20 protein-coding genes are annotated in these 24,292 nt (G+C 48.1%); 17 read left to right on the forward strand and 3 right to left on the reverse strand.

The window, feature by feature from the left end:
* Positions 1-29 precede the first annotated feature (29 nt).
* The gene (locus tag AC07PZ_RS26845) at positions 30-1,079 is read left to right on the forward strand and encodes a Bug family tripartite tricarboxylate transporter substrate binding protein (protein ID WP_495298218.1); all 1,050 of its coding nucleotides are present in this window, start codon (positions 30-32) and stop codon (positions 1,077-1,079) included.
* Positions 1,080-1,100: 21 nt separating this feature from the next.
* Here AC07PZ_RS26845 and AC07PZ_RS26850 read toward each other — a convergent pair whose 3' ends face one another.
* Together AC07PZ_RS26850 and AC07PZ_RS26855 are read right to left on the reverse strand one after the other, a co-directional pair.
* Positions 1,101-1,877 (reverse strand): transporter substrate-binding domain-containing protein, encoded by a 777-nt coding sequence (locus AC07PZ_RS26850; protein WP_495298219.1) that lies wholly within the window; start codon positions 1,875-1,877, stop codon positions 1,101-1,103.
* Between the two features lie 10 nt (positions 1,878-1,887).
* Positions 1,888-2,655, reverse strand: a complete 768-nt coding sequence (locus tag AC07PZ_RS26855; protein WP_495298220.1) for a class II aldolase/adducin family protein — start codon at positions 2,653-2,655, stop codon at positions 1,888-1,890.
* A 61-nt stretch (positions 2,656-2,716) separates the two neighbouring features.
* Between AC07PZ_RS26855 and AC07PZ_RS26860 the strand changes: the two genes are divergently transcribed.
* The 15 genes from AC07PZ_RS26860 (at position 2,717) to AC07PZ_RS26930 (ending at position 21,070) form a co-directional block, all read left to right on the forward strand.
* Positions 2,717-3,949: a GGDEF domain-containing protein gene (locus AC07PZ_RS26860; protein WP_495298221.1), complete on the forward strand. Its 1,233-nt coding sequence runs from the start codon at positions 2,717-2,719 to the stop codon at positions 3,947-3,949.
* A 286-nt stretch (positions 3,950-4,235) separates the two neighbouring features.
* Positions 4,236-5,024, forward strand: a complete 789-nt coding sequence (locus tag AC07PZ_RS26865; protein ID WP_495298222.1) for a hypothetical protein — start codon at positions 4,236-4,238, stop codon at positions 5,022-5,024.
* Positions 5,025-5,126: 102 nt separating this feature from the next.
* Entirely contained in the window at positions 5,127-7,421 is a 2,295-nt protein-coding gene (locus AC07PZ_RS26870; protein ID WP_495298223.1) for a YjbH domain-containing protein, read from the forward strand.
* A 123-nt stretch (positions 7,422-7,544) separates the two neighbouring features.
* Positions 7,545-8,648, forward strand: coding sequence for a polysaccharide biosynthesis/export family protein (locus AC07PZ_RS26875; RefSeq protein ID WP_495298345.1), 1,104 nt, complete (start codon positions 7,545-7,547; stop codon positions 8,646-8,648).
* Complete coding sequence (locus AC07PZ_RS26880; protein WP_495298224.1) at positions 8,645-9,094, forward strand: low molecular weight protein-tyrosine-phosphatase; 450 nt, start codon at positions 8,645-8,647, stop codon at positions 9,092-9,094. Before AC07PZ_RS26875 ends, AC07PZ_RS26880 begins: the two co-directional genes overlap by 4 nt.
* Positions 9,091-11,340: a polysaccharide biosynthesis tyrosine autokinase gene (locus AC07PZ_RS26885; RefSeq protein ID WP_495298225.1), complete on the forward strand. Its 2,250-nt coding sequence runs from the start codon at positions 9,091-9,093 to the stop codon at positions 11,338-11,340. Before AC07PZ_RS26880 ends, AC07PZ_RS26885 begins: the two co-directional genes overlap by 4 nt.
* Positions 11,341-11,601: 261 nt before the next feature.
* The gene (locus AC07PZ_RS26890; protein WP_495298346.1) at positions 11,602-12,303 is read left to right on the forward strand and encodes a sugar transferase; all 702 of its coding nucleotides are present in this window, start codon (positions 11,602-11,604) and stop codon (positions 12,301-12,303) included.
* Between the two features lie 26 nt (positions 12,304-12,329).
* A complete protein-coding gene (locus AC07PZ_RS26895; protein WP_495298226.1) occupies positions 12,330-13,685 on the forward strand; it encodes a UDP-glucose dehydrogenase family protein in 1,356 nt (451 codons plus the stop codon).
* Positions 13,682-14,665 carry a GDP-L-fucose synthase gene (gene fcl / locus AC07PZ_RS26900; RefSeq protein ID WP_495298227.1) on the forward strand — a complete coding sequence of 328 codons (984 nt, stop codon included), beginning with the start codon at positions 13,682-13,684 and terminating at the stop codon, positions 14,663-14,665. The genes AC07PZ_RS26895 and fcl overlap by 4 nt, the downstream gene beginning before the upstream one ends.
* A 14-nt stretch (positions 14,666-14,679) precedes the next feature.
* The gene (locus tag AC07PZ_RS26905) at positions 14,680-15,666 is read left to right on the forward strand and encodes an NAD-dependent epimerase/dehydratase family protein (protein WP_495298228.1); all 987 of its coding nucleotides are present in this window, start codon (positions 14,680-14,682) and stop codon (positions 15,664-15,666) included.
* A gap of 17 nt (positions 15,667-15,683) precedes the next feature.
* Positions 15,684-16,802 (forward strand): GDP-mannose 4,6-dehydratase, encoded by a 1,119-nt coding sequence (gene gmd, locus AC07PZ_RS26910; protein WP_495298229.1) that lies wholly within the window; start codon positions 15,684-15,686, stop codon positions 16,800-16,802.
* Between the two features lie 122 nt (positions 16,803-16,924).
* Entirely contained in the window at positions 16,925-17,479 is a 555-nt protein-coding gene (locus AC07PZ_RS26915; protein ID WP_495298230.1) for an acyltransferase, read from the forward strand.
* Positions 17,480-17,486: 7 nt separating this feature from the next.
* Positions 17,487-18,707 carry a polysaccharide biosynthesis protein gene (locus tag AC07PZ_RS26920; protein WP_495298231.1) on the forward strand — a complete coding sequence of 407 codons (1,221 nt, stop codon included), beginning with the start codon at positions 17,487-17,489 and terminating at the stop codon, positions 18,705-18,707.
* A 1-nt stretch (position 18,708) separates the two neighbouring features.
* Entirely contained in the window at positions 18,709-19,983 is a 1,275-nt protein-coding gene (locus tag AC07PZ_RS26925) for a hypothetical protein (protein WP_495298232.1), read from the forward strand.
* A 19-nt stretch (positions 19,984-20,002) separates the two neighbouring features.
* Entirely contained in the window at positions 20,003-21,070 is a 1,068-nt protein-coding gene (locus AC07PZ_RS26930) for a glycosyltransferase family 4 protein (RefSeq protein WP_495298233.1), read from the forward strand.
* Here AC07PZ_RS26930 and AC07PZ_RS26935 read toward each other — a convergent pair whose 3' ends face one another.
* Positions 21,071-23,020 carry a right-handed parallel beta-helix repeat-containing protein gene (locus tag AC07PZ_RS26935; protein ID WP_495298234.1) on the reverse strand — a complete coding sequence of 650 codons (1,950 nt, stop codon included), beginning with the start codon at positions 23,018-23,020 and terminating at the stop codon, positions 21,071-21,073.
* A gap of 20 nt (positions 23,021-23,040) precedes the next feature.
* Between AC07PZ_RS26935 and AC07PZ_RS26940 the strand changes: the two genes are divergently transcribed.
* Positions 23,041-24,258: a glycosyltransferase WbuB gene (locus tag AC07PZ_RS26940; protein WP_495298235.1), complete on the forward strand. Its 1,218-nt coding sequence runs from the start codon at positions 23,041-23,043 to the stop codon at positions 24,256-24,258.
* Positions 24,259-24,292 lie beyond the last annotated feature (34 nt).

A 24,292-nucleotide genomic window follows, 5' to 3' on the forward strand; every position in this document is an offset into this window, starting at 1 on the left:
CCGCAAATACGCATCAACGCACGCAACCGATGAACGCCCCTTTGAACATCTCCCGCCGCACGGCCGTCCTGGCCTCGGCGCTCACGCTGGCTGGCCTGGTTGGCCCGGCCGTCGCCCAGCCCGCCCAGCCCGCCGCGAACGCCGCGAACGCCGCGAACAACATGACCGCTGTCGAGAAGCAGCTCGCGTCCGACCGCTTCATGGTCATCACGCCGTTCCAGGCCGGCGGCCCGACCGACATGCTGGCGCGCATCCTGTCCGACGGGCTGGCCAAGCGCTACGGCACGGTGTCGGTGGTCGACAACCCATTGGGCGCGGCCGGCAACATCGGCATGGAGAAGGTCAAGCGCGCCAAGGGCGACGGCCACACGCTGCTGGTCGTGCCCGCGGGCAACCTCACCATCAACCCGACGCTGATGCAGAACTTCCCGTTCGACATCCAGAAGGACTTCGTGCCGATCACCATGCTGGCCAAGACGCCCAACGTGCTGGTGGCCAACCCGGCGTCGGGCATCCGGACGGCGAAAGACCTGGTGGCGCAGGCGAAGGCCAGGCCCAACACGCTGTCCTATGCGTCACCCGGCGTCGGCAGCGGGCTGCACCTGGCGGGCGAGCTGTTCAAGCAGCAGACCGGCACCGACATCCTGCACGTGCCCTACAAGGGCAGTGCCGCGGCGCTCAACGACGTGCTCGGCGGCGCCGTGCCCATCCTGTTCAGCAACCTGCCGACCACGCTGCCCTTCATCAAGAACGGCAAGCTCGTGGTGCTCGGCATCACCGAGCAGCAGCGCAGCCCGGCTGCGCCGGACATTCCGACGCTGGCGGAGCAGGGGATTTCGGGCGTGACCGTGACCTCGTGGTACGGCCTGCTGGCGCCGGCCGGCACGCCGCCCGCGGTGGCCGAGCAGCTGGCGAAAGACGCGGCCCAGATGCTCGCCCAGCCGGACGTGCGCGAGCGCCTGCTGGGGCAGGGCATGACCGTGTCGACGATGAAGCCCGCCGAGTTTGCGACGGCCATCCGCAATGAGACGGCCACCTGGGCCGGCATCATCAAGTCGCACCACATCGCGGCGGAGTGAGCGGCGAGGCGGGCGGGCCGGTCAGGCCGGTGGCGCCACGCTGGCGCCATCGATGCCATGCCGCGCCATCGCGTCGGCCACGAAGCCGCTGCTCTTCATCTCCTCGACGAAAGCGGCCAGCGCCACCGCCGCGTCTTCCCCGCGCCCCGCGGGCAAACCCATCGCCTGCTGGATCACCATGAAGCGCCCCGGCAGCAGCCGCAACGACGCGTCGGACGCAGAAATCGTCGCCAACTGCTTGCGGATGCCGGCGGCTACGTCGACCTGGCCTGAACGCAGCGCGTCGACCACCGCCTGGGCATTCAGCACGCGCTCGATCTGCGCGTCCTTCAGCTCCCGCGTGAGGAAGAGGTCGTAAGCGCTGCCTGAGCCGACCGCGACGCGCGTTCCGGCGCGGTCGACGTCGCCGTTGGCCTGCAGCGCCGAGGCGCCCGGCACCAGGTAGCTGCCTTCTATCAGTATGTAGGGCGCCGTGAAACGCAGGCCTTCTCCCCGGGCGGGGTCGATCGCGAAGAAGCCGATGTCGGCCTTTTCGGCGCGCACCGCGTCGACCGACTGCGCAGCCTTGTCGAACACCACCAGCTCCACCGCCACGCCCAGCCGCCGGCCCAGTTCGCGCGCCAGGTCGATCGACACGCCGACAGGCTCGCCGCTGGCCGGGTCGCGGTTCGCGAGGATCGGGTTGCCGAGGTTGATGGACGCGCGCAGCACGCCGGTCGGCGCAAAGCGGGCGGTCAGCGACGCGGGCAGCGCCACAGAAGCGGACGAGGAATTGGAGGAGGCGGTGGTCAGGGTCATGGGCAAAACTTTAATCGCGATAGCTTCGGTCGGTGCGGTCCAGCTTGCGGATGAGCGACGGCCAGACAAAGCTGCCGCCCATGCCGCCGGTCTGCACCTTCATGGCCTGGCCGACGCCTTCGACGATGCGCGGGTCGACCTGGGTCAGTTCGCCGCCGCCGGCCTGGGCCGCGACCTGGATCTGGCAGGCGCTTTCGAAGACGTACATGCCGAGGAAGGCGTCCGCGATGGTCTTGCCGCAGGTCAGCAGGCCATGGTTGCGCAGCATCAGAAAGTTGGCTTCGCCCATGTCGGCCTGCAGCCGCGGCTTTTCGTCGTCGCGGAAGGCCACGCCCTCGTAATCGTGGTACGCCAGCGAGGCGAGCACGAAGGTGCTCTGCTGGCTGATCGGCAGCACGCCCTGTTTTTGTGCGCTGACGCCCACACCGGCGCGCGTGTGGGTGTGCAGCACGCACTGAACGTCTTCGCGCACCGCATGCACGGCGCTGTGGATGACGAAGCCCGCGGGGTTGACCGGGTAGGGCGAGTCGATCACCTTGTTGCACTGGGCGTCGACCTTGACCAGGCTCGACGCGGTGATCTCGTCGAACATCAGCCCGTAAGGATTGATCAAAAAATGGTGTTCCGGCCCCGGCACGCGCGCGCTGATGTGGGTAAAGACGAGGTCGCTCCAGCCGTAGAGCGCTACCAGCCGGTAGCACGCGGCAAGGTCGACGCGCAATTGCCATTCTTCGGCCGACACCAGTTGCCGGACTTCACCTTGGGTATTTGCATTCATGGGGTTTTGTCTCCTGTTGGAATGTGCGTTGTACCTTCATTGACAGTCGTAAGCCAAGGGGGTGTCAAAATCCCGCTTCTTTACGTTTGCTGACTTTTTGCGGCCCACCCTGCTGATGCAACCTTCTTCGATAGCGCTCGATCCGCGGTCCGTCATCGTCGTTGCGGGAGTCATGGGGCTGGTGATGGCCGTGGTGCTGTTCTTCATGCGGCGCAGCTACCCGCCCAGCATCCGCGGCCTGCGCGAATGGACCTGGGGCCCGTTGCTGTGCTTCTTGAGCACCGTAATGTTCGCGCTGCGCGGCGTCGTGCCCGACGCCATCAGCGTCGTCCTGGCCAACGGCTTGCTTTTCCAAGGCTGTGTTCTTTATTACGCAGGCAGTCAGCTCTTCCTGGGGCGCACGCGCAACACCCGGCGCTGGACGGCCATCAACGTGGTCATGGCGATGGTGCTCGCATGGTTCACCTACCGGCAACCTGACTACAGCGTGCGCCTGGCGGTCTTCACCGCCGCGGTGTCGGCGCTCTTCGTGGCGCACGCCCGCCAGTACCTGCGCCACGGCGTCAGGGACTTCGACATGCTCTTCATGACCGGCATCCTCATGATGCAGGCGATCGTCGCTGGCGTGCGCTGCCTGAGTGCGCTGGGCGGCCTGTCGGGCAACGACCTGCTCGAGGCCACCTGGGTGCAATCGCTCTACATCGTCATGTATTCGCTGACCGCACTGTTCATGAGCATCGCCGGCGTGCTGATGGCGACCGACCGGGTCCGCGTCGAGTTCGAGTTTCTGGCGAGCCACGACCCGCTGACCGGCGTGCTGAACCGCCGGGCCGTCCTCGACGCGTGCGAGGCCGAACTGGCACGGTGCAAGCGCCAAGGTGGTGCGATGTCGCTGCTGATGATCGACGTCGACCACTTCAAGGCGGTCAACGACACCTACGGCCACCTCGTCGGCGACGAGGTGCTGCGCGAGATGGTCGCGCGCCTGCAGCAGGGGCTGAGCGGGCAGGGCGTGCTGGGGCGCTATGGCGGCGAGGAGTTTCTGGCGCTGCTGCCCCAAACGGACACCCACGCAGCCCTGGCGACTGCTCAAAATCTTCGCACTCGGTTGATGCAGTCCTTTCAATCGGATACAACTTTGGCCGAGTTGGGCCTCCAGCCGCTCACAGTGAGCATGGGAATTGCAAGCTACCAGGGCAGCATGGAAACGATCGACCTCATCCTCGCCCGTGCAGACGAGGCGCTGTACACAAGCAAGGCGCTGGGGCGTGACCGTGTTGAAACCAAATATTAATACTTTAGAAGTATATATGCCCGATTTTGGTGAAAACGCGCTGGTCGGAGGTGCAGAAAATGCACCGTTGTCAATACTCCTTTCAGTGGCGACAAGTTACCGCATGAAAAAGTGCACAAACGCAAAAATGTTCAATTAGACTTACCCTGACAGTGGTCACAGACTGTCAACTAAAGAAGATTTTTTCGAGTGGTGGTTTCCCTCTTGCGCCGTGCCCCAGCGACCGCGATGCAAGCCCATCACTGAACGAACTGAGTCGCTTTGACTTACTGAGCGGGGGATTTTTATGAACAAGTTCTTGGGTTCGAAGGCGATGCGGGCCGTTGTGTCTGCAAGCATGTTGGCTGTTTTGGCTGCTTGCGGTGGTGGTGGCGGTGGTGGTGACGGCGTGGGTACCAACGTCACGGTCAGCGGTACGGCGGCGACCGGTAAGGCTCTTGGGCCCAATGCAGCCGTCAGACTGACTTGCGCCAACAACGCCGTTCTTACCGGATCGACGGATGCCAACGGCAAGTACACGACCATTGAAACGTCCATCCTGTACCCCTGCATTGGCACCGCGACCTTGGGGCCGATCGTTTATCGCGGCGTGCTGGCCAAGGGAACTTCGGCCAACTTCACCCCGCTGACGGACCTGATGGTCGAAGCAATGCTCGCGGCTTCTGCTTCGGGTTCTACGAGCCTGACGCTGGCTCAGTTCCTCGCAAAGATTCAGTCCGATCCGGCATTTGCAGCTTCGGTTTCGTCTGATGCTTCGATGACGGGATATCGCAATGCCGCGATTGCCGTTGCCAAGGCTGCCCTGATTGCTGCGGGTAACACTGCAGCCGAGGCAGATGCAATTTTGGCTGCTGCTTCTTCTGTCAATTACGAATCAACAGGCTTTGTGGTTGGCTCGCCGCTTGACTTGGTTCTTGATAACACTGCGGCGGTTTTGCTGACCAATGGTGTTGTGAAGGCATCGGTGTTGGCTTCTGCGAAGGCGGCTGGTGATGCACTGCCGACGCCAACCAATGGTGCTACGGGTGCCACCGGCGGCACGGGCGGTACAGGCGGCTCCGGTTCGGGCACCTGATTCCCGTGCTCGTGAGAGCAGGTCAATGAATCGAAGGGTGGCACCCCGCTGCCCTTCGATTTTTTTTTAGTGCCCCGGCGGCAGGGGTGTTAAGGGCGAGCGATGGTACGTATTGGTGGCGTGGGTGCAGCGGTGATGTTGGTGGGATTGGGCGTTGCGCAGCCCTCTTCCGCGCAACAGAGTGTCATGAGCGCGGCTGGATACACCGGATTATCTGTAACACCAACGGCTGATCTCTTGCCTTGGGGAAGTGTCGGCATGTCCTACGATAACGAGATCGTCGGCGGACCCACTGTAGGAAGTAAATACTCGAAATATGGTACGAGCGGACATAACGTTGTCGTGGGCTTTGGCATGTTACCGTTTCTGGAGATATCTGGTCGCATGGCGACAAACAAGATCCAGACGAATTGCTATACCGATAATTGCGGCATACGCGATTTATCGTTCAATTTCAAAGGCGGGATTTCGCTGGATGAAAAGAAGCAATTTAAAGTTGCCGCAGGTGCCACGGATTTCGGCGGCAGTGCCAATTTCTTTCGCACCATTTACGGGGTAGCGACGTATAGTCCGCCAAATTTTGATTTAAGCGCTGGTTACGCACGAAAATCTGCAGGCCAAATTGGGGGAACGACGTCGCTTGATGGTTTCTTCGGCAGCGCAGCGTACCGCCCATGGAGTTGGCTGCAAGCACAGTTGGAATACGACGCTGGCAATGCTTGGGCGGGTGCTCGGGTATTCGCACCATCAGATTGGCTGCCAGCGGGATGGTCGGCAAGTGTGGGGGCAACGACTCGTATACATGGAGATAACAAAGGTTCCCGTAACTGGATCAACGTGGGATTGAATATCCCACTGTACAAAGTGCCGGAAATTCGAACCGCCCGAAACTATGTCGAAGCGACCAATATCCATAGTGAGCCATTCGAAGAAATATCTGGAGCCGAGCGTCCGCCCGCAGAATCTTCTACTATTCGTGCGTTTTCATCTGCAGGCCTACCCAAATCTGAGCCTTTAGAAGTCATTACACCTGCTAGTGCGAAAACCGAGCCTGGATTAAGCAGTAAGCCATCCACCGTCGATGCCATCACGGGAGCTGGAGTGCCAAATGAAGAACTTAATCTATTGGCCGCCGCGCTGCGAGCCAAAGGATTTGAGGATATTTATGTCGGCCGCATGCCAACAGGTTCTATCGCAATTCAAATAAATAACGCCACCTACAACGTCAACACAGCGGATGGCTTGGGCGTCGCGCTGGGTGTAATTGCACGTCATCTCGGAGCATTTCGAGCCGGATATCGCTTGGTATTGACACAGAGACAGGTTGCAGTTGTGGGAGTGACCGGGCAAGCTGATTGCCTTGCAGACTGGATCGCAATGAGGCCAGCGCGCTGTTTGGCAGGAACTTTGCATACACCTGGGACTGATGAGGTCGCGTCTTTGGTACGCGGTGCACAGTGGCAGGTGGAAGGCGATAGCGCAAGTTGGAAGACCGCGCGATTTATTTTTCAGCCGGTAGTTCGAACAAGCATTGCAACTGAATACGGTGTTCTGGATTATTCAGCAGGCATTCGGTCAACGGTTCAGCAGCCGCTTTGGCAAGGTGCTTATCTCGAATGGAGCCATGTGTCGCCGGTGAACGAGACTAGCGACTTTAAGCCAACTGCGGTTTATGGCGCAGATCGTCTTGTCAACGTAACTGATAAGGCGCTGTTTCATCAAGTAATGCGCGTGCCGCTTGAATATCTATTTGGTGAAAGTAATGCGAAAGCGGCATCCCGCTGGGGTGCAACAGCATTGACTGCTCACTTTGCAGCCGGAAGAATCAATTCGGAATATAGAGGCCTATATGGCGAATTGCGCTGGGAGCCCTTCGACGGTCATCATAGGTTTGGTATCGAAGGTGGAAAGTTTGAGCGCACCACAGCCTACGACTACTATTTACCTCGTGATGCGCGAACGGTATTAGCAAGTTATCGGTATTCGTTTACACCGACAAAAACGGATTTTGAAGTCACTGCGGGACAATACCTGTATGGCGATAGAGGCGGACAGTTTTTAGTGACACAGTGGTTTGATGATGTTGCTCTAAATTTATACATTAGAAGTACAAAATATATCTACGAGAGCAAATCGCGCACCTTTGCCGGTATTGAATTGATCTTCCCACTTACGCCAAGAAAGGATATGAATCCAACTTATCACGCGCAAATTACCGGGGCGGCGCGGTGGTCCTATGGCGTAGAAACAAAGGTAGGTGGGTTGAATTACATCACGACTTCTCAGGGCGTATTTGTAGGAGCTTCTGCACTCGATCGAATTTTTAACTCCGATCGAGCAGGCGCAGATTATTTCGAAGAAAATATGGCCAGAATTCGTAGCGCAGCAGAAAAATAGTAAATACTGTTATTCAACCGAAAATCGCACTTAGATATTGTGGAGAGTAAATTGAGTTTTAAAAATCGGAGGCTTTTTTCTGCATGTGGCCTCAGTTGCGTCATTTTCCTACAAGGTTGTGCCATGCCGGGTTTTGGATTTGTGACAGCAGGCAGCGAATCAACAGGGGTCGACCGCCAGCATATTATTGGGTATAGGCCCTTGGTTGAAGATCCCCCAGTTGATGCGACCGCACCAGAAGGCGTCCTTACACCTATATCGCTTTCGCTAATTCGAGCGCAGGCAAAGGCTGCACCGTCAGATGTTCCTGACGAAATTAAAAAACTGTTTGGAAAGGCTCCAACGTATACCATCGGCCCGGGAGACGTCGTCGGTGTAATTGTTTATGACCATCCAGAGCTATTGCCAAACGCCGGCGCCGTTATTTCCCAGCAATCTGATCCTACAGGGGTCAGTGTTGCGCCTGGTTTCATTGTGGGTTCGACTGGGTTAATTAGTTTTCCATATGTAGGAAGATTAAAGCTTGAAGGATTAACGGAAATAGAAGCGACGGATTTAATTTCCAAGGCAATTTCTGTATATATAAAAGATCCTCAAGTAACTGTTCGAATTCAGGCATTTCGAAGCAGGCGAGTATATGTCGAAGGTGAAGTAAGAGTTCCAGGAGTTCAAATTTTCACTGACGTCCCAATGACTTTGGCGGAGGCCATCAGTAGATCTGGTGGTATTACTGCTGCAGGTGACCGATCTTTTGTAACGCTGACACGTAGTGATAGAACATATCGACTGGATCTGCCATATTTGCAAGACATAGGATCAGATGCGGGTTCTATTCCATTGCAGAGTGGTGATTTAGTGAATGTGCGAAACCGTGAGGAAAGTAAAGTATATGTTATGGGTGAAATATTAAAGCCATCAGCATTGTTAATGCGAAATGGTCGTCTAAGCCTGAACGACGCACTCGGAGAAGCGGGTGGACCTAATCTATTGACGGCAAATACAGGCCAGATATATGTCATTAGAAACGGTTCTCAAGGTAATGCGCAGGTTTTTCACTTAGATTCTAAGAATCCTATCTCATTAGCGTTGGCGGAAAAATTCCCTCTTAAGCCAAAAGACGTTGTTTATATTGACCCGGTCCCACTGGTTATCTGGAATCGTATTGTTAGCTTAATTTTGCCATCCGCCGAAGTAGTGAATCTGGGCAGTGAGGCTGCAACGCGATGACTGTGGTGCTCACTGTTTGTATTGGAAATATCTGTAGAAGTCCTATGGCAGCAGGATTATTTCAGTCTCGGCTTGAAAATGGAAAGGTATTTTCCGCAGGCACTGCTGCTTTGGTTGGGCATAGCGCTGATCCGCTTGCACAGCAGCTAATGCTTTCCCGTGGAATTGATATCTCATCTCATCGAGCCCAACAGATTAATTTAGGCTTATGTCAGCAAGCAGAGTTGATTTTGGTGATGGATACATTCCAGAAGAAACTCATCGAGCAGCGATATCCATCGGCCCGAGGCAAAATATTTAGAATTGCAGAATCATTGAAACAGGACGTGCCTGATCCTTACCAAAAGCCGCAATTTGCATTTGAGTACGCCTTGGAACTAATAGAGAACGGTGCAACGGCATGGGTTGAGCGCATAAACAAGATTAATAGTTTTGAATCAAAATGAATGCACAGCAACAAGTTACATTGCCTACATCAGCCGTGGATGATAATAACGATGAGGTGAATTTTGCCGAGTACTTCGATATAGTGCTTGATAATCGTTGGCTAATAATCTTCATTACATTACTCGCGCTGTTTTTTGGTGCCGCTTACGCTTTGTTTTCGCGTCCCGTCTATGAGGCAAATATACTTATTCAAGTCGAAGATTCTGACAAATCGGCGGGAAGTTTTTTAGGTGATGCTGCTTCTAGTTTGTTTGATGTAAAAACACCTGCCGCTGGTGAAATTGAGATTATTCGCTCCAGAATGATATTGGGTCAGGCTGTTGAGAACACAAAGCTCTACATTGAAGCACAGCCAAGATATTTTCCAGTTATAGGCAGCTGGCTGGCTCGCCGTGCAAAGGAAAATTCCAACCCGGGTTTTATGGGTTTGGGTGGCTATGTCTACGGCACAGAAAAAATATATGTTCCGAAGTTTGATGTGCCTGTAGATTTTGAATCTACGAAATTCACTTTGACCATTAAAGATAATGGCGCGTACTTAATTGAAAATTCTCAACTGTCCACACCGCTAAATGGCTATTTCGGCAAGCCGCTGTTAGTTAGCGGCCCAGATGGGCGGTTCGATATCCTCGTTAGCTCGGTGGAAGGTAAGGTTGGTGCTCAGTTTGAGATTAAGCGATTTTCCAAGCTTTTGACGCTTAATGATTTGCAGGACGACATAAAGGTCGTGGAGCGGGGGAAGCAATCTGGCGTACTCGATACAAGTTTGCAGAGTCGTAACCCTGAAAAATTGACGCAGTTGCTTAATGAAGTTGGACGCCTATATGTTCGGCAAAATATAGATCGGAAGGCTGCGGAAGCATTAAAGACGCTTGGATTCTTGGATAATCAGCTGCCTCAATTTAAAAAACAACTTGAGCAATCTGAGGATATATATAACAAATATAGAAATCAACATGGAACTGTCAGTCTAGATGACGAAGCAAAAAATGCTTTAACCCAGGTAATTGCATTGCAAGCAAGCTTACTTGATGCACAACAAAAACGCCGTGATTTACTAAGTCGTTTTACCGAAAAACATCCGAGCGTTCAAACGCTAGATGAGCAAATTGCCGCTTGGAATAAAGAAATCGATGTTGTTAATTCAAGAATTAAGCAGATGCCGATCTTGCAGCAGGACACAGTCCGCATGCAGCGCGATATAAAAGTAAATACCGATTTATACCAGTCGCTTCTCAATAGCTCCTTGCAAATGCAGCTAGCTAAAGAAGGCAAGGTTGGAAATGTCCGCCTGCTTGATGAGGCTGTCATGCCGGAAGAGCCGGTTAAGCCAAAAAAAGCTTTAGTGATCGCACTGTCTATTTTGGCTGGTGCCGTTATTGGCGTGATCACCGCGATCGCAAGAAGTACTTTCTTGGGTGGGATTAGAAATCCTCAGGAAATCGAGGCGCATACTGGCTTAAATGTCTATAGCACTATTCCTCTAAGTGAAGTTCAGCTGCAACTCGCCAGAAGTGCCGAGAATCGGGTTGCCGGAATTCACCTATTAGCGCTTAGCCACCCTCAGGATTTGGCGATTGAGAGTTTGCGCAGCCTTCGTACTGCACTCCAATTTGCTATGTTGGAAGCGCCGGATAACAGAGTACTTATCACAGGCGGAACACCAGGAGTGGGGAAAAGCTTTGTGTCGGTTAATTTCGCCGCGATTATGGCCGCTGCCGGAAAACGGGTATTGCTAATTGATGCGGACCTTAGAAAAGGGTATATCAATCAATATTTTGGTATTTCCCGTACCAAGGGATTATCAGAATTGATCGCTGGCGGCATCGATATTGAACGCGCATTGAGGAGGCAAATTGTTCCTAATTTGGACTTGATAACTACTGGCGTATTACCTCCGAATCCTGCCGAGTTGCTAATGAGCGAGTCCTTTGAAAAAGCACTCGGAGATCTATCGGCCAGATATGACTTAGTAATTATTGACAGTCCTCCTGTCCTTGTGGCCGCCGATACGGCTGCAATCGCCCCTCATGTTGGTACGGTACTTTTGGTTGCACGCGCAGAGCATACGCAGCTGGGTGAACTACATGAAAGCGCGAGACGTCTGGCTCATGCAGGGCGGGCCGTTAGCGGTGTCTTGTTTAATGCTATGGATTTCTCTAGAAGACATTACGGAAGCTACGGTTACAAATACGGACGGTATCGGTACACGCAATATGCGTATCAAGGCAATGTCAAAGGGTAAGCAATAAAAATCGCGTGTGGCGCGGTATCTTCACATAGGCACTCAGTTTAGATAAGAGTGCTTATTTTTTACGCGGACCTGTAACCCAAGGTAACTAAATTGTATGAGAGAAAACTCTCGATCAAAAATAAGAAAGGTCTGACGCTTTTTTGATGCGGTTGATCAGAAGCTTGACGCTATGGCATAAATATTGCTGTTAGCACTATCGCCGTAACAAATAGCGAAGGCCTGCACTCTTGAAAAGAATTGACTGTTGTGAAAATGCCAAATTATCGTCATTCCGTTTCGGCGGCCTCTTCATCTGCTAAATCAAATGATGTAGATGCGCTTGACAAAAACTATCATTCGCTGATTTTAAGAATCTCGAAACGGGCAATCGATATATTCGTGTCAATAGTTTTTTTTGTATTGCTTGGCTGGCTATACGTTGTTCTTTGGATCGGCGTTATTGTTACGTCGGGTAGTCCTGCGATGTATTCGCAACTGAGATTTGGAAAAAATGGGAGAGTCTTCAAATTTTACAAATTTCGCTCCATGATTCCAGATGCCGATATAGTGTTGGCGAAGCATTTAAGTGCTGATTCGACTGCAATGGCGCAATGGAAAAAATTTCAAAAATTGGAAAATGATCCAAGGATTACAAAATTTGGTGCATTCATTAGAAAAACTAGTTTAGATGAATTGCCTCAATTTTGGAATGTATTAAAAGGCGATATGAGTATCATTGGTCCGCGGCCATGCATGACGAACCAAAAAGAGCTGTATGGCGCGTATTGGAAATATTATTGTGCAGTGCGCCCCGGTATCACTGGTCTTTGGCAAGTTAGCGGCCGTAATCGGCTCAGCTACGAATCGCGAGTGGCATTGGATGTTCAATATGTGAAGGAATTATCCGTATTCGCGGATATCGCAATTCTTTTCAAGACTTTTTTTGTGGTGGCCACGGGTCACGGTTCGCGCTAATGCGCATTTAATTTTGAGTGATCTTGATGAAAATTAGTGTGATTGGTACAGGATACGTTGGGCTTGTTACGGGCGCATGCTTCGCGGAAATGGGCCATGCCGTAACGTGCGTCGATATTGATCCTTCCAAAATTGAAAAGCTCAAAAATGGAATTATTCCCATATATGAGCCCGGTTTGGAAGAGATAGTACTTCGTACTCATCAATCGAAGCAATTACTGTTTACTACCCAACTGCCAGAAGCCATGAAGGATGCGGAAGTCCTATTCATAGCTGTTGGTACGCCGCCCGGTGAAGATGGATCAGCTGATTTGAAATATGTTCTGGCCGTCGCAGAAGAAATTGGCAAGAATCTTGATAGATATATGGTCGTGGTAGACAAATCAACAGTTCCGGTAGGAACGGCCGATAAAGTTACTCACACAATTCAGGACCAGTTGATAAAGCGGGGTGCATCCATTGAATTTGATGTCGTTTCTAACCCAGAGTTCTTGAAAGAAGGGGCAGCGGTTGGAGACTTCATGAGTCCAGACCGCATTGTTATCGGGGCTGACTCGGAAAGAGCTAAAGCTGTTATGTCAGAGTTGTATGCGGCTTTCAACCGCAGCAATCCTCGGACAGTCTTTATGGGTGTTCGCGATGCAGAAATGACGAAATATGCAGCCAATGCGATGTTGGCTACAAAAATTTCATTTATGAATGAAATTGCCAACTTATGCGAACGCCTTGATGTTGACGTCGAAAGCGTGCGATTGGGAATTGGGAGTGATGCCCGAATTGGATTCCATTTTATATATCCCGGGGCAGGTTATGGGGGATCCTGCTTTCCAAAGGATGTGAAGGCATTAATCAACATGTCTAAACAGGCAGGGCTAGCGCCAGAACTTCTTCAGGCAGTGGAAAATAGAAATGAAAGCCAGAAGAATAGGCTTTTTGAAAAAATCAAGCTGCATTTTGATGGTAACTTGGTGGGCAAAAAGATTGCTGTATGGGGCTTGGCATTTAAGCCAGGTACAGATGATATGAGAGAAGCACCCAGCAAGGTGCTTATAGAATCATTAATTAATGCAGGCGCATCGGTTAAAGCTTATGACCCTGTAGCAAGCGGCTCTGCTCGTAGGGAGTTTGCCGAGAGCTATTTTTCTGAAGAAAAATTGGTTTTTGCTGATGCGCAGTACGAAGCCACTATTGATGCAGATGCTTTGGTATTGGTCACAGAGTGGAAACCGTTTCGATATCCCGATTTTCGGACGCTTCATAAATTAATGAGCGAGCCTGTTATTTTTGACGGACGAAATCAATATGACCCGCATCAGGTTAGTGCATTTGGGTTTGATTATCACGGTATTGGCCGGGAATTAAAGATAACGAAGCCTCAATGACGGAGTATACGATGAAGGCTAATAAAAAGCGTATTTATGTTGCGGGGCATCGTGGCATGGTCGGCTCAGCCATTATGAGAAAGCTGCTGGTACAGGGGCATGATGTCATCACTCGCACACACGCGGAGCTTGATCTTACTGAACAGTCAAAAGTTCGCGATTTTTTTTCTAGCGAGAAAATTGACGAGGTTTATTTGGCAGCTGCGAAAGTTGGAGGTATTTATGCAAATAATACCTACCCTGCTGAATTCATCTATGAGAATTTGATGCTTGAATCGAATGTGATTCATCAGGCATTCGCGTCAGGCGTTCGCAAGCTGCTGTTTTTGGGCTCTAGTTGTATCTATCCTCGACTTAGTGCTCAGCCAATGAGCGAAGATGCGTTGCTTACTGGCACGCTGGAGCCTACAAATGAGCCGTATGCAATTTCCAAAATTGCAGGCATTAAACTGATTGAGAGTTATAACCGTCAGTATGGCGCTAAGCACTTAATTGATTATCGAAGTGTCATGCCGACGAATTTATATGGACCCGGAGACAACTATCACGGGGAAAACAGCCATGTAATTCCGGCTTTAATTAAGAGATTCCACGAGGCAAAGATCGATGGGGCACCAAGCGTATCAATTTGGGGCACGGGAACCCCTAAAAGGGAGTTTCTTCATGTGGATGATATGGCGGATGCAAGCATTCACGTCATGAATTTAGACGAGAGTACATACAGAGAGCATACTAATCCAATGCAGAGCCATATAAATGTTGGTTCCGGCGTGGATATTTCCATTTCAGACGCTGCACGGATAATTGCAATTACCGTCGGTTATAAAGGTGAAGTGGTGTTCGACGTGTCAAAACCAGATGGCGCGCCTAGAAAACTTATGGATGTTAGTAAACTGAGAAAGTTGGGATGGGCCTCAACCATTTCTTTCGAAGACGGCATTAAATCCGCGTACCAGGATTTTTTGTCAAAGCTTTCGTAATACTATTCAATAAAATGAGAATTCTTGTTTCAGGTGCTGCTGGATTTATTGGCTTTCATGCAATCAATCGATTGAGTTCGCATGGGCATGAACTTGTTGGCATTGATAATTTAAATAACTATTATGATGTCAATTTGAAGAATGCAAGATTATTGCGTTTGGAAAAGTTGAAAAATTTCAGCTTTGTCAAAGCGGATTTAGGTGATCGTTCTCAAATGGAGAACGTATTCCAAATGCAGAAATACGATAAAGTCTTACACCTCGGCGCACAGGCTGGTGTTCGCTATTCGTTGGAAAATCCGTATGCGTACTTGAATAGTAATCTGGCAGGCACCTTAAACATTTTAGAAGGTTGTCGGCAGCAGCGGATTGATCATCTTATATACGCATCATCATCTTCGGTTTATGGAAGTAATAAAAAACTTCCATTTTCTATTGAAGATCGTGTCGACTCCCCTGTATCGCTCTACGCTGCTACAAAAAAATCGAATGAGCTTATGTGCCATACATACTCCCATCTTTTTGGATTGAAAAGTACGGGACTAAGGTTTTTTACCGTATATGGACCATGGGGGCGCCCCGATATGGCCTATTTTAAGTTTGCTGACGCGATTAAATCCGGCTCGGCGATCGATGTTTATAATAATGGTGATATGCAGCGTGATTTCACCTATATCGACGACATTATCGATGGGATTGAAGCGATCGTTGATATTGGACCAGTTGGGACATCCGATGTTCCTCATAAAATATATAATTTAGGAAATAACAATCCGGAGCAGCTGCTTGACATGATTAAAATCATGGAGCATTTGCTTGGTAAATCAGCAGAGATGCGGATGCTTCCTATGCAGCCTGGCGATGTCTATTCTACGTACGCAGACATATCGGATTCGGCAAGAGATTATGGATTTTCGCCGAAAACAGATTTGATGGATGGATTGAAGAAGTTCGTCGACTGGTATGAAGAGTATTCTGCTGGAAAATTTCTTGTAGCTTAAAGATTTCTAATTTATATATGACAAAGAGTGCACTTATCACCGGTGTGACCGGCCAAGATGGTTCCTACCTTGCAGAGCTTCTTCTTGAGAAAGGTTACGAAGTCCACGGTATAAAAAGGCGGGCGTCTTCATTTAATACTGAGAGAATTGATCATCTTTATGAAGATCCACATGTCTCTACTAAGGGCTTTTATCTTCATTATGGTGATTTGACCGATACGAGCAATTTGACTCGAATTGTGCAGCAAGTTAAGCCCGACGAGATTTACAACTTGGGTGCACAAAGTCATGTAGCTGTCAGCTTTGAATCACCTGAATATACTGCGGACGTTGATGCCATTGGAACTTTGCGGCTTCTTGAGGCTGTTAGGCTACTTGGCCTTACAGACAAGACAAAATTTTATCAAGCTAGTACCAGTGAGCTCTATGGGCTAGTGCAAGAGAAGCCACAGCGAGAATCCACGCCCTTTTATCCGAGAAGTCCGTATGGTGTCGCGAAGCTATACGCTTATTGGATTACTAAAAATTATAGAGAAGCGTACGGCCTTTTCGCTTGTAATGGTATTCTTTTTAATCACGAAAGCCCTCGGCGTGGTGAGACTTTTGTGACTCGTAAAATTACCCGTGGATTGGCAAACATATCTCAGGGCTTAGAGAAATGCCTTTATATGGGAAATTTGGACGCATTGCGGGATTGGGGTCACGCTAAGGATTATGTGCGAATGCAATGGATGATGCTTCAGCAGGACAGTCCTAAGGATTACGTTATCGCCAGCGGTGTCCAATATAGCGTACGGGAATTTATTGTTAAGGCGGCTGCGACGCTAGGTATTGAGATTACATTCAACGGTACGGGTGTTGAAGAAAAAGGGGTTGTTTCGAAAGTTGGTGATGGGGCGCCTGGGGTAAACGTTGGCGACGTTATCATTCAAATTGATCCAAAGTATTTCCGTCCTGCCGAAGTTGAGACGCTCTGGGGAGATCCGACGCAGGCTATGACTGAGTTGGGATGGAGCCCTCAATTCACATTGGATGAGTTGGTTAAAGAAATGACTCAGCACGATTTGGTCGTGGCAAAGCGGCACGCATTGTTGCGTGCTAATGGAATGGGCATGTCGTTTGGACGGGAAAGCTGAGCTTCATGCGCCTCTTGGTAACTTTTTTTCGGGCAATCATTGTAATGTGCCCTTGGTCAATTAAGAGGCGTATTCTCTCCAGGGTATACAGGTACGAATTACATCCGCGTTCGAGTATCGGTATGTCCTGGGTTTTTCCGCAAAGATTAATTATGCGAGAGAAATCGAGAATTGGTCATTTAACGATGATTAAGGGGTTGGATCTTGTCGAATTAGATGAATATTCAACGATCGGCCGGCTTAATTGGTTCAGCGCTTACCCAAGCTCCGGGAAAGAGTTTTTTCATGATCGAAAGCGGGATCCGAATCTTAAATTAGGGGCGCATACTTCCATAACACATAGGCATATTATAGATTGCACGGACTCAGTGACTGTTGGGAAATTCTCAATTGTTGCCGGGTACAGAAGTCAATTTTTGACGCATAGTGTTAATGTGATGAATGCTAGGCAAGAGTGTTTGCCAATTAGCATCGGGGATTATTGTTTCGTCGGTACTGGCAGTATTGTTTTGCCTGGATCGGCATTGCCATCTTTTTCTATATTGGGTGCAGGATCTGTTTTAAATAAGGTATTTTTAGAAACTCACACTTTGTATGCCGGGACACCCGCTAAAACGGTCAAGCCATTAGATGCGTCTATTCGATTTTTTTCGAGAGAAGTCGGACGAATTACATAGAGCGAGAATGAATTCCAGAACGAAGTTATTTTCTTTTTTAGGAATTATTGGTGGTTTTGCGATTGGCCAAGGGAGCGGGCTAGCCTTAAATATATACTTGGGCGCTAAGGGCGACCTTAGTAGCGTCGCGGCGATTGGTGTGTCGCTCGGCGTACTGACGTTACTGCAGTGGGCCATCGATTGGGGTGGGACTTCCATATTTGCTAGAGAGATCATTTCTCCGTCGCATGATTACCCACAGAGCTTCCTTGGGATATTGGGGTTTCGTCTTTTATTGTCCATTATTGTTGGAATTACCCTACTGATAATTGTCTTTACTTTCCCAGGTAAATTTGGTGCAGATAAAGTTCTTTTATATGGATTGCCATCGCTTTTTTTGTGGTCGCTTAATCTCACGGGGATAGCCGATAGTTTTGGGCGAAGTGGGTTCATTGGACCGTTAAATAGTCTTAATTGGTTGATGGCTAGCGCGGCCGGCTTTATGGTGCACGGTTCAGTTGGATTTTATAGTGCGATAGGGTTCTTCTTTTCGCTGGGTACGTTCGTTACTGTTGCACTTCATTGGCTTTTACTATATTCATATTTGAAGTCTCATTTGGGAATAAAGAAGAGTTTGCTAACAGATGCAAAGCCCTACATTTATGAGGGCGCTGTTTTTAATTTTTCTTTTATCTCTGGTCAATTTTATGGTCGACTTGTTCCTATTATTTTGCTTAATCAATTGGGCTCGTCAACGACCGGTGCTTACGTTTTGGTAAGAAATCTTTTTCTTGCCATATGTCAATTCATCGTAGCAGCACGTCGCGTTGAATATTCATCCGTAATATTATTTATTAAAGAGAAAAACCCTGGGGGGATGCATATATTATTGAAGCAGAAGATTTCATATCTTTCGTGCATTTTCTTCTATTTTTCTGCATTGATTATTTCTTTTTTGTCATTCCAATTCGGTGGCCAAAAATGGCATGAGACCTCCTTGGTTTCTATTGCAATGATACAAGTGCTGCCCTTTTGGTTAATGAGTAGCGCTTTGGGACAAGCTATGCTCGCGGCGAAACTTACAAAAAGATATACCGCCACTCAGACGCTCACTCTAATTTCGGCGGCGCTTTTTTTGTTGGCGATTTCTTCGCGAATCAATTTATTTATTGTTGTCACGATTGAAATTATAATGTTCGGCGCGCAAGCATTATTTTATTGGCGCTGTTTCCCAATAAAAGGGAGATAATTTGATATTCCTGTATTTGTTTTTTGGAGTGTTTCTTGTTTATCTTTATTCCAAAAAATTTAAGTCTAAATTTTATGACCCGCTTCTAATATTTTTAATATTCACGCAAATTTGCGTTTTTTTTGGATATTATTTATATGCTGATCAAGGGCTTGCGTCTGGCACCTTTTATGATCTGAGCATCACGGCGAATGAGTTCTTAGAGGCCGCAGGAATAATTTTGCTATCTTGCTTAATGGCGCTGGTTGGTGGCGTCGGATATAAGGTTTTTTTTGGAAATAAGAAAGCAACAAACAAAGGCCTCGTCAAAACAATTAAGTCCTCGAAGCAACCTTTTTGGGCTCCTCTAATTCTGTCGACTTTACCATTGATTTTTTTAATTATTGGAAATGGGTACGACGCGATATTTTCAAGGTCAGAGTATTTGCCTTTGGAAAATTATGAATTTAAGGTGGCCGGTTCTACATTGGCGCCTTTAGGATTTATTTTTCTGGGGTTCTTATTCTCGTCTAACAGATCATTAATTAAGAAATCTGCGGCACTTCTTATTTTGTTGGTCTACGTATTGCTGTTTTTTGCGTTGGCCAAAAGAATGTTGGCGATTGGACCTATTCTTTTTTCCGCAGCTGCAATTATTGCCCAGCCTACATCTCGACGCATAAAATTTATTGCGACGGTAATTAGCACTTTGTCGATTTTGGTTTTGCTTCCCATTCCATTGGCGCTTCGTGCACTAAATGAACAAGGACTTTTCCCCTTTTTCCAATATATTTTTACTGAATATCAGACGTTCTTTCGCGATCTGGCCGATGGACTTATTGAATCTGCTTTAAACGTCACCTTTTCATTGCCATTGACGGCGCACGTTTTAAAAATAAGAATCCCTACGGAGTACTTTTATATCAGTATTTCTCCATTCCCTGGTGGTGTGGCAGGTTGGGACAAGATTGCAGACCAGCTCAGAGCTTCGCTTTTTATTCCTTATAATTCTATTGGGCAATTGTGGTCGCATGGAGCCGGATACGCCATTGCTTATTTTTTATTTGTAGGGATGTATTTTGCTCGTCTGGGTCGAGTGATTGAAGAGTATTTGAAAAATGGCGACACCACGAAAGCGTTAATTCTTCTGTCGTTATGTTTTATTTTCGTATTCTTGGCGGGCCAATATAACTTGAGGTCTGCGACCCGTATTTTATATTACATTGCTTTATTTGAATTGTTTTTGCGAGTCCTTAATGTGTTGGGACCCATCTTGGTGAAGAGAAAGAAATTATGAGTTTGAAGCGAGGCTTTGAGTGAAAAAAATTGCCGTCCTTGGCCCTTTCCCGCCTCCAGTACATGGGATGGCGAAAAATACGAAAATAATTGCGGATGAACTAGCTCGGTCTGCACATGTTATTCGCTTAGATACATCGCCGGGATCGTTAGTTAGAGGCGCTGGGTATCATTTTCGGAAATTAAAGAAAATACTTGCTTCTGTTATTAAGCTGTGTTTCTTGAAAGATGTAGCGGCGTTATATACCGCAGTCGATGCTGGCTGGGGAATGGTTTACTCATTTATTTTCTTAAAAATATGTGAGCTAAAAAAGATACCTGTCTTCATGCATCACCGTAGTTTTGCTTATATTGACAAAAAATCTCGAATAATGGAGAGTATTTGTGAATTGAAAAATATTAGCTTGACGCATATTTTTCTTTGCTCGTGCATGGAGCGTAAGTTTTCGAAAAATTACGGCGAAGGCTATGAATTTCGAATTGTGTCGAATGCAAAGTATGCGCCCCCAGTCGATCAAATTGAGAGTCACGAAAGTCGTCTTTTTACTATAGGGCACCTCAGTAATCTTGGTGATGAAAAAGGATTGAGTGAAGTACTTCAAGTAGCCGAGAAGCTGAAGCTTGACGGATTTGAATTCATTTTGAAATTGGCTGGCCCACCATCTTCGCCTGCTGCCGCAGATAAGATTCGGCATTTTCAAAATCTTCTTGGTGAGTCATTAATTTACATTGGGCCGGTCACGCAAGATCAGAAATCTGATTACTATAATTCGATAGACATCTTTCTTTTTCCGACAAAATACAAAAACGAGGCACAGCCGAATGTCGTATTTGAGGCCCTTTCGTTTGGAGCTCCCGTTTTGTCGCTTTCAAAAGGATGCATTGCAGATGATTTAGAGGAGGGAGGGGGCGCCGTGTTTGAGGATAATAATTACGTGGAGCGATCGGTTGAGTACATTAAGAACGTCTCCACAGATGCAAAAAAAATCCAACATGCGCGGCTAGCTGCTTTAGCTATCAGTGAACGACACTATGAAAGTAGTTTGGAGAATTATGATCTATTCATTAATGAAATATTGAGTCGGTAGTTAGTTTTGTGGTCCAGCAAGATTTGGATCGAATGGCACAAAACCTTGATTGATTGGCACGGAGTTTGGTGCTAAACGGAAATCGCCTTTATTGATATTCACAAATAACGATGGTTGGGCAGTGGTGGATTTGCTTTTCTGTGGCGCGACATCGACCAAAGAGTTATTTTTGCGGTCTGTGTTTTTGTCCCAAATTCCATAAAACTCGGGGCCGTTTGAATTATATAAAATATTTCGCTCAAAGCGGATGGCGAAAAATGATTCGGGTTTTGTTCGTGTAGCTTGTGGGCCTTTGGATGTTGCAAAGATATTGTTTTCGACAATTACGTCTTTGCCGAAATGCAGATGGTATCCACCTGATTTTGTATTGAACACAAGATTATTTTTTATTGTTACGCCTGATGTTCCTTCGTCGTTGTAAATTCCCCAGCCGCCGTAGTCATACGAGAAAACATTTTCAATAACATTTCCGGTTATCGTTGTGCCTTCCAATGGACCAAGCGTGTATATGCCACCCATGTCGCTTAATATTGATTGGCCGACGTTTTTGATTTTGTTGAATTCTATTCGGTTGTTTTGGGCGACGCTCGGTTTGTATCCCACAGACCAACCAACCGATATCCCTGAGTAGTACAGATCACTAATTAGATTGTGACTGATTAGATTGCCGCCTGAATGCCCGATCCATATTCCATTTGCACCAGGATAAGTGCGACCTAGCTTTGTTAGGCTGTTGTTTGTAATGCGGTTGTTCTCTGTCTTATCGGACTCTCTTTCCGGAAACTGTTCTTCACCTATTTTTATTCCGCCTGCGCCCATATCAGTTATCTGGTTGTGGTCGATGCTTATACTTTTAGATGCTTTGCGGAGCCAGATGCCGTAGCCGTCGGATTTCGTGATGCTGCTCTTTTCTATGGTGACATTTTCGGCGTTTTCTATTTCTATTGCTGAAATTACTTTTGGAGAGCCTATGCGGTCTTTGTATTCGGTGCCTAGGGGTGGAATTGCTGAGTATTCAAGATTAATGTTTTTGAATTGAATATTTTTTATTTTCTCTTTGATGCCTTTGATGGATAGCAGGCCCTGTGAGATCGGAGCAACGAATAAGGAGGATTCTATTTTTTCGTTTTTTTGGGGGTAGTAAACCAGTTCTCCGCTCGACCTGATCATCCATTCTCCTGGTGAATCCAGCGCGCCTTCAAATCCTGCCAATGTGTATCGTTGCTTGCTGTCCCATTTCTTTATTGGCCAGGGAGATGGCGTTTTTAAGGTGACAAATCCGTTGGTGAAGTCTATTGATTTAATGTGGTGAATGGAGACTTGCCATGAATGATAGAGTGTGATTGTGACCTTGGCTAAATCTTCGGCACTAAGATTTTTTAGCTGAATAATGTCTTGAAGATTAGCCTTAAATTTTGTTTTTCTTGTTTGATCGTCTGAGTTTTTTTCCGTTTCTGATTCGTCCTCCATGTGGTAGTAGCCGGTGTTGGGCGATTTTGCGGGAATGAGCCTGATTCCATTCAAATATAGTGATGCTATATTTGGCGGTGCTGAGTTTGAAATCCAAAGCTTATCGACCGATCTCCATTGTTCTATAGATCTTCCGCCTGTTAAATAAGTCGAGCCATTTTCATTTCCTTCATATATTATTTTTGTTGTGGTTCGGGTGTCTTCTTCCGTGAATGTCATTGGGTTTGATAATGAATAAGTGCCTGGCGCCATTTTGATGAGTATTTCTTTTTCGTTCGGGTTATTGGCGAGAATTTCTTTCGAAGCCCTTTGGGCTCCAGCTAATGTTCTTAGCGGGCCATCTTTTTGATCGAGATTGGGGTGAGAAATGGTCCCAGTCCATTTATCGTCTCCTGCTGTGTCAATATATAAGTGCGCCCCCGCTTCGGCCGCATTGATTGCGCATAGCTGGATTAATATAAATGCTGTTAATTTTTTCATGATTTCCTATTGAGGTTTAGATGAAAATTCTTTGCTATGGTATAAATTATTCGCCTGAACTTACTGGAATTGGTAAATATACAAGTGAAATGGCAGAGTGGTTGGTGTCAAGGGGACATGAAGTTAGAGTAATAACTGCACCTCCTTATTATCCTGCGTGGCGTATAGGTGATGGTTATAGCGGAAAGAAGTATGTGGTTGAGGTGCGTGGCGGCGTCACGGTATATCGTACTCCTCTATGGGTTCCTAAAAAGCCATCTGGCCTTAAAAGACTCGTGCACCTTATGTCTTTTGCGGCTTCCAGTTTTCCAACGCTTATTAGGCAATATTTTTGGAGGCCAGATATTGTTTGGCTTGTTGAGCCGCCGTTGTTTTGTGCGCCTTCGATTATTTTATTCTCGAAATTTTCGAGAGCGAAGTCGTGGCTGCATATTCAAGATTTTGAGATTAATGCCGCGTTTGAGATGGGCATCTTGAAGGGTGAAAGAATTCGAAGTTTGGTTTTGCGATTCGAGTCATTTCTTCTGCGGAGGTTCACTCGTATTTCAACAATATCTGGTCGCATGATGGATTTGGCTCGTTCGAAGGGAAGCGCTGAGAATGGCTTGCGGTATTTTCCTAATTGGGTGGATATTTCGAATATCAGCCCGCTTGTCAAGCAAAGCTCCTATCGCTCAGAGCTATTAATTCCAGATTGCGCGGTTGTTGCGTTGTATTCAGGAAATATGGGTGGAAAGCAAGGACTCGAGATACTTGCGGAGGCTGCGACTAATTTAAAAAATGAAAATATTTATTTCGTATTGTGCGGTAATGGATCAGGCAAAGATGAGTTGATTGCCGCTTGTCGTGGTCTGGCAAAGGTTATTTTTTTGGACTTACAGCCATTCGAACGGTTGGGCGAGCTATTGGGGCTGGCAGATATCCACCTTCTTCCTCAGCGAAGTGATGCGGCTGATTTGGTTATGCCGTCAAAATTGACCGGGATGCTGGCGAGCGGTCGCCCAGTTGTTGCTACTGCTGCACGTCATACCGAGCTGGCTACGGTTGTTGGTGGACTTGGCATCGTTACTCCTCCTGAAGACGGTCGCGCTTTTTCGGACGCTATTAAATTTCTAGCAGGTGACGGTGCTCTTCGGGCCGAGTTGGGTTGTGCTGCTCGGTTATATGCTGAAAAATTTCTCGATAAAAATACTGTTCTTTCGAACTTTGAGCAAGATCTTGAAGCTTGTTTGATTTGATTTGATTCGATTCGATTTTTTCAAATTAGGTGTT

This window comes from Variovorax sp. GW821-FHT10B04 (genome assembly GCF_059415645.1).

What these genes read in the sequence shown, in the direction of transcription:
- AC07PZ_RS26905 (WP_495298228.1), top strand. Translation starts at nt 14,680, where the DNA reads ATGAGAATTCTTGTTTCAGGTGCTGCTGGATTTATTGGCTTTCATGCA.
- AC07PZ_RS26875 (WP_495298345.1), top strand. Translation starts at nt 7,545, where the DNA reads ATGCCGGGTTTTGGATTTGTGACAGCAGGCAGCGAATCAACAGGGGTC.
- gmd (WP_495298229.1), top strand. Translation starts at nt 15,684, where the DNA reads ATGACAAAGAGTGCACTTATCACCGGTGTGACCGGCCAAGATGGTTCC.
- AC07PZ_RS26895 (WP_495298226.1), top strand. Translation starts at nt 12,330, where the DNA reads ATGAAAATTAGTGTGATTGGTACAGGATACGTTGGGCTTGTTACGGGC.
- AC07PZ_RS26935 (WP_495298234.1), bottom strand. Translation starts at nt 23,020, where the DNA reads ATGAAAAAATTAACAGCATTTATATTAATCCAGCTATGCGCAATCAAT.
- AC07PZ_RS26915 (WP_495298230.1), top strand. Translation starts at nt 16,925, where the DNA reads ATGTCCTGGGTTTTTCCGCAAAGATTAATTATGCGAGAGAAATCGAGA.
- AC07PZ_RS26855 (WP_495298220.1), bottom strand. Translation starts at nt 2,655, where the DNA reads ATGAATGCAAATACCCAAGGTGAAGTCCGGCAACTGGTGTCGGCCGAA.
- AC07PZ_RS26880 (WP_495298224.1), top strand. Translation starts at nt 8,645, where the DNA reads ATGACTGTGGTGCTCACTGTTTGTATTGGAAATATCTGTAGAAGTCCT.
- AC07PZ_RS26870 (WP_495298223.1), top strand. Translation starts at nt 5,127, where the DNA reads ATGGTACGTATTGGTGGCGTGGGTGCAGCGGTGATGTTGGTGGGATTG.
- AC07PZ_RS26865 (WP_495298222.1), top strand. Translation starts at nt 4,236, where the DNA reads ATGAACAAGTTCTTGGGTTCGAAGGCGATGCGGGCCGTTGTGTCTGCA.
- AC07PZ_RS26850 (WP_495298219.1), bottom strand. Translation starts at nt 1,877, where the DNA reads ATGACCCTGACCACCGCCTCCTCCAATTCCTCGTCCGCTTCTGTGGCG.
- AC07PZ_RS26920 (WP_495298231.1), top strand. Translation starts at nt 17,487, where the DNA reads ATGAATTCCAGAACGAAGTTATTTTCTTTTTTAGGAATTATTGGTGGT.
- AC07PZ_RS26885 (WP_495298225.1), top strand. Translation starts at nt 9,091, where the DNA reads ATGAATGCACAGCAACAAGTTACATTGCCTACATCAGCCGTGGATGAT.
- AC07PZ_RS26940 (WP_495298235.1), top strand. Translation starts at nt 23,041, where the DNA reads ATGAAAATTCTTTGCTATGGTATAAATTATTCGCCTGAACTTACTGGA.
- AC07PZ_RS26890 (WP_495298346.1), top strand. Translation starts at nt 11,602, where the DNA reads ATGCCAAATTATCGTCATTCCGTTTCGGCGGCCTCTTCATCTGCTAAA.
- fcl (WP_495298227.1), top strand. Translation starts at nt 13,682, where the DNA reads ATGACGGAGTATACGATGAAGGCTAATAAAAAGCGTATTTATGTTGCG.
- AC07PZ_RS26845 (WP_495298218.1), top strand. Translation starts at nt 30, where the DNA reads ATGAACGCCCCTTTGAACATCTCCCGCCGCACGGCCGTCCTGGCCTCG.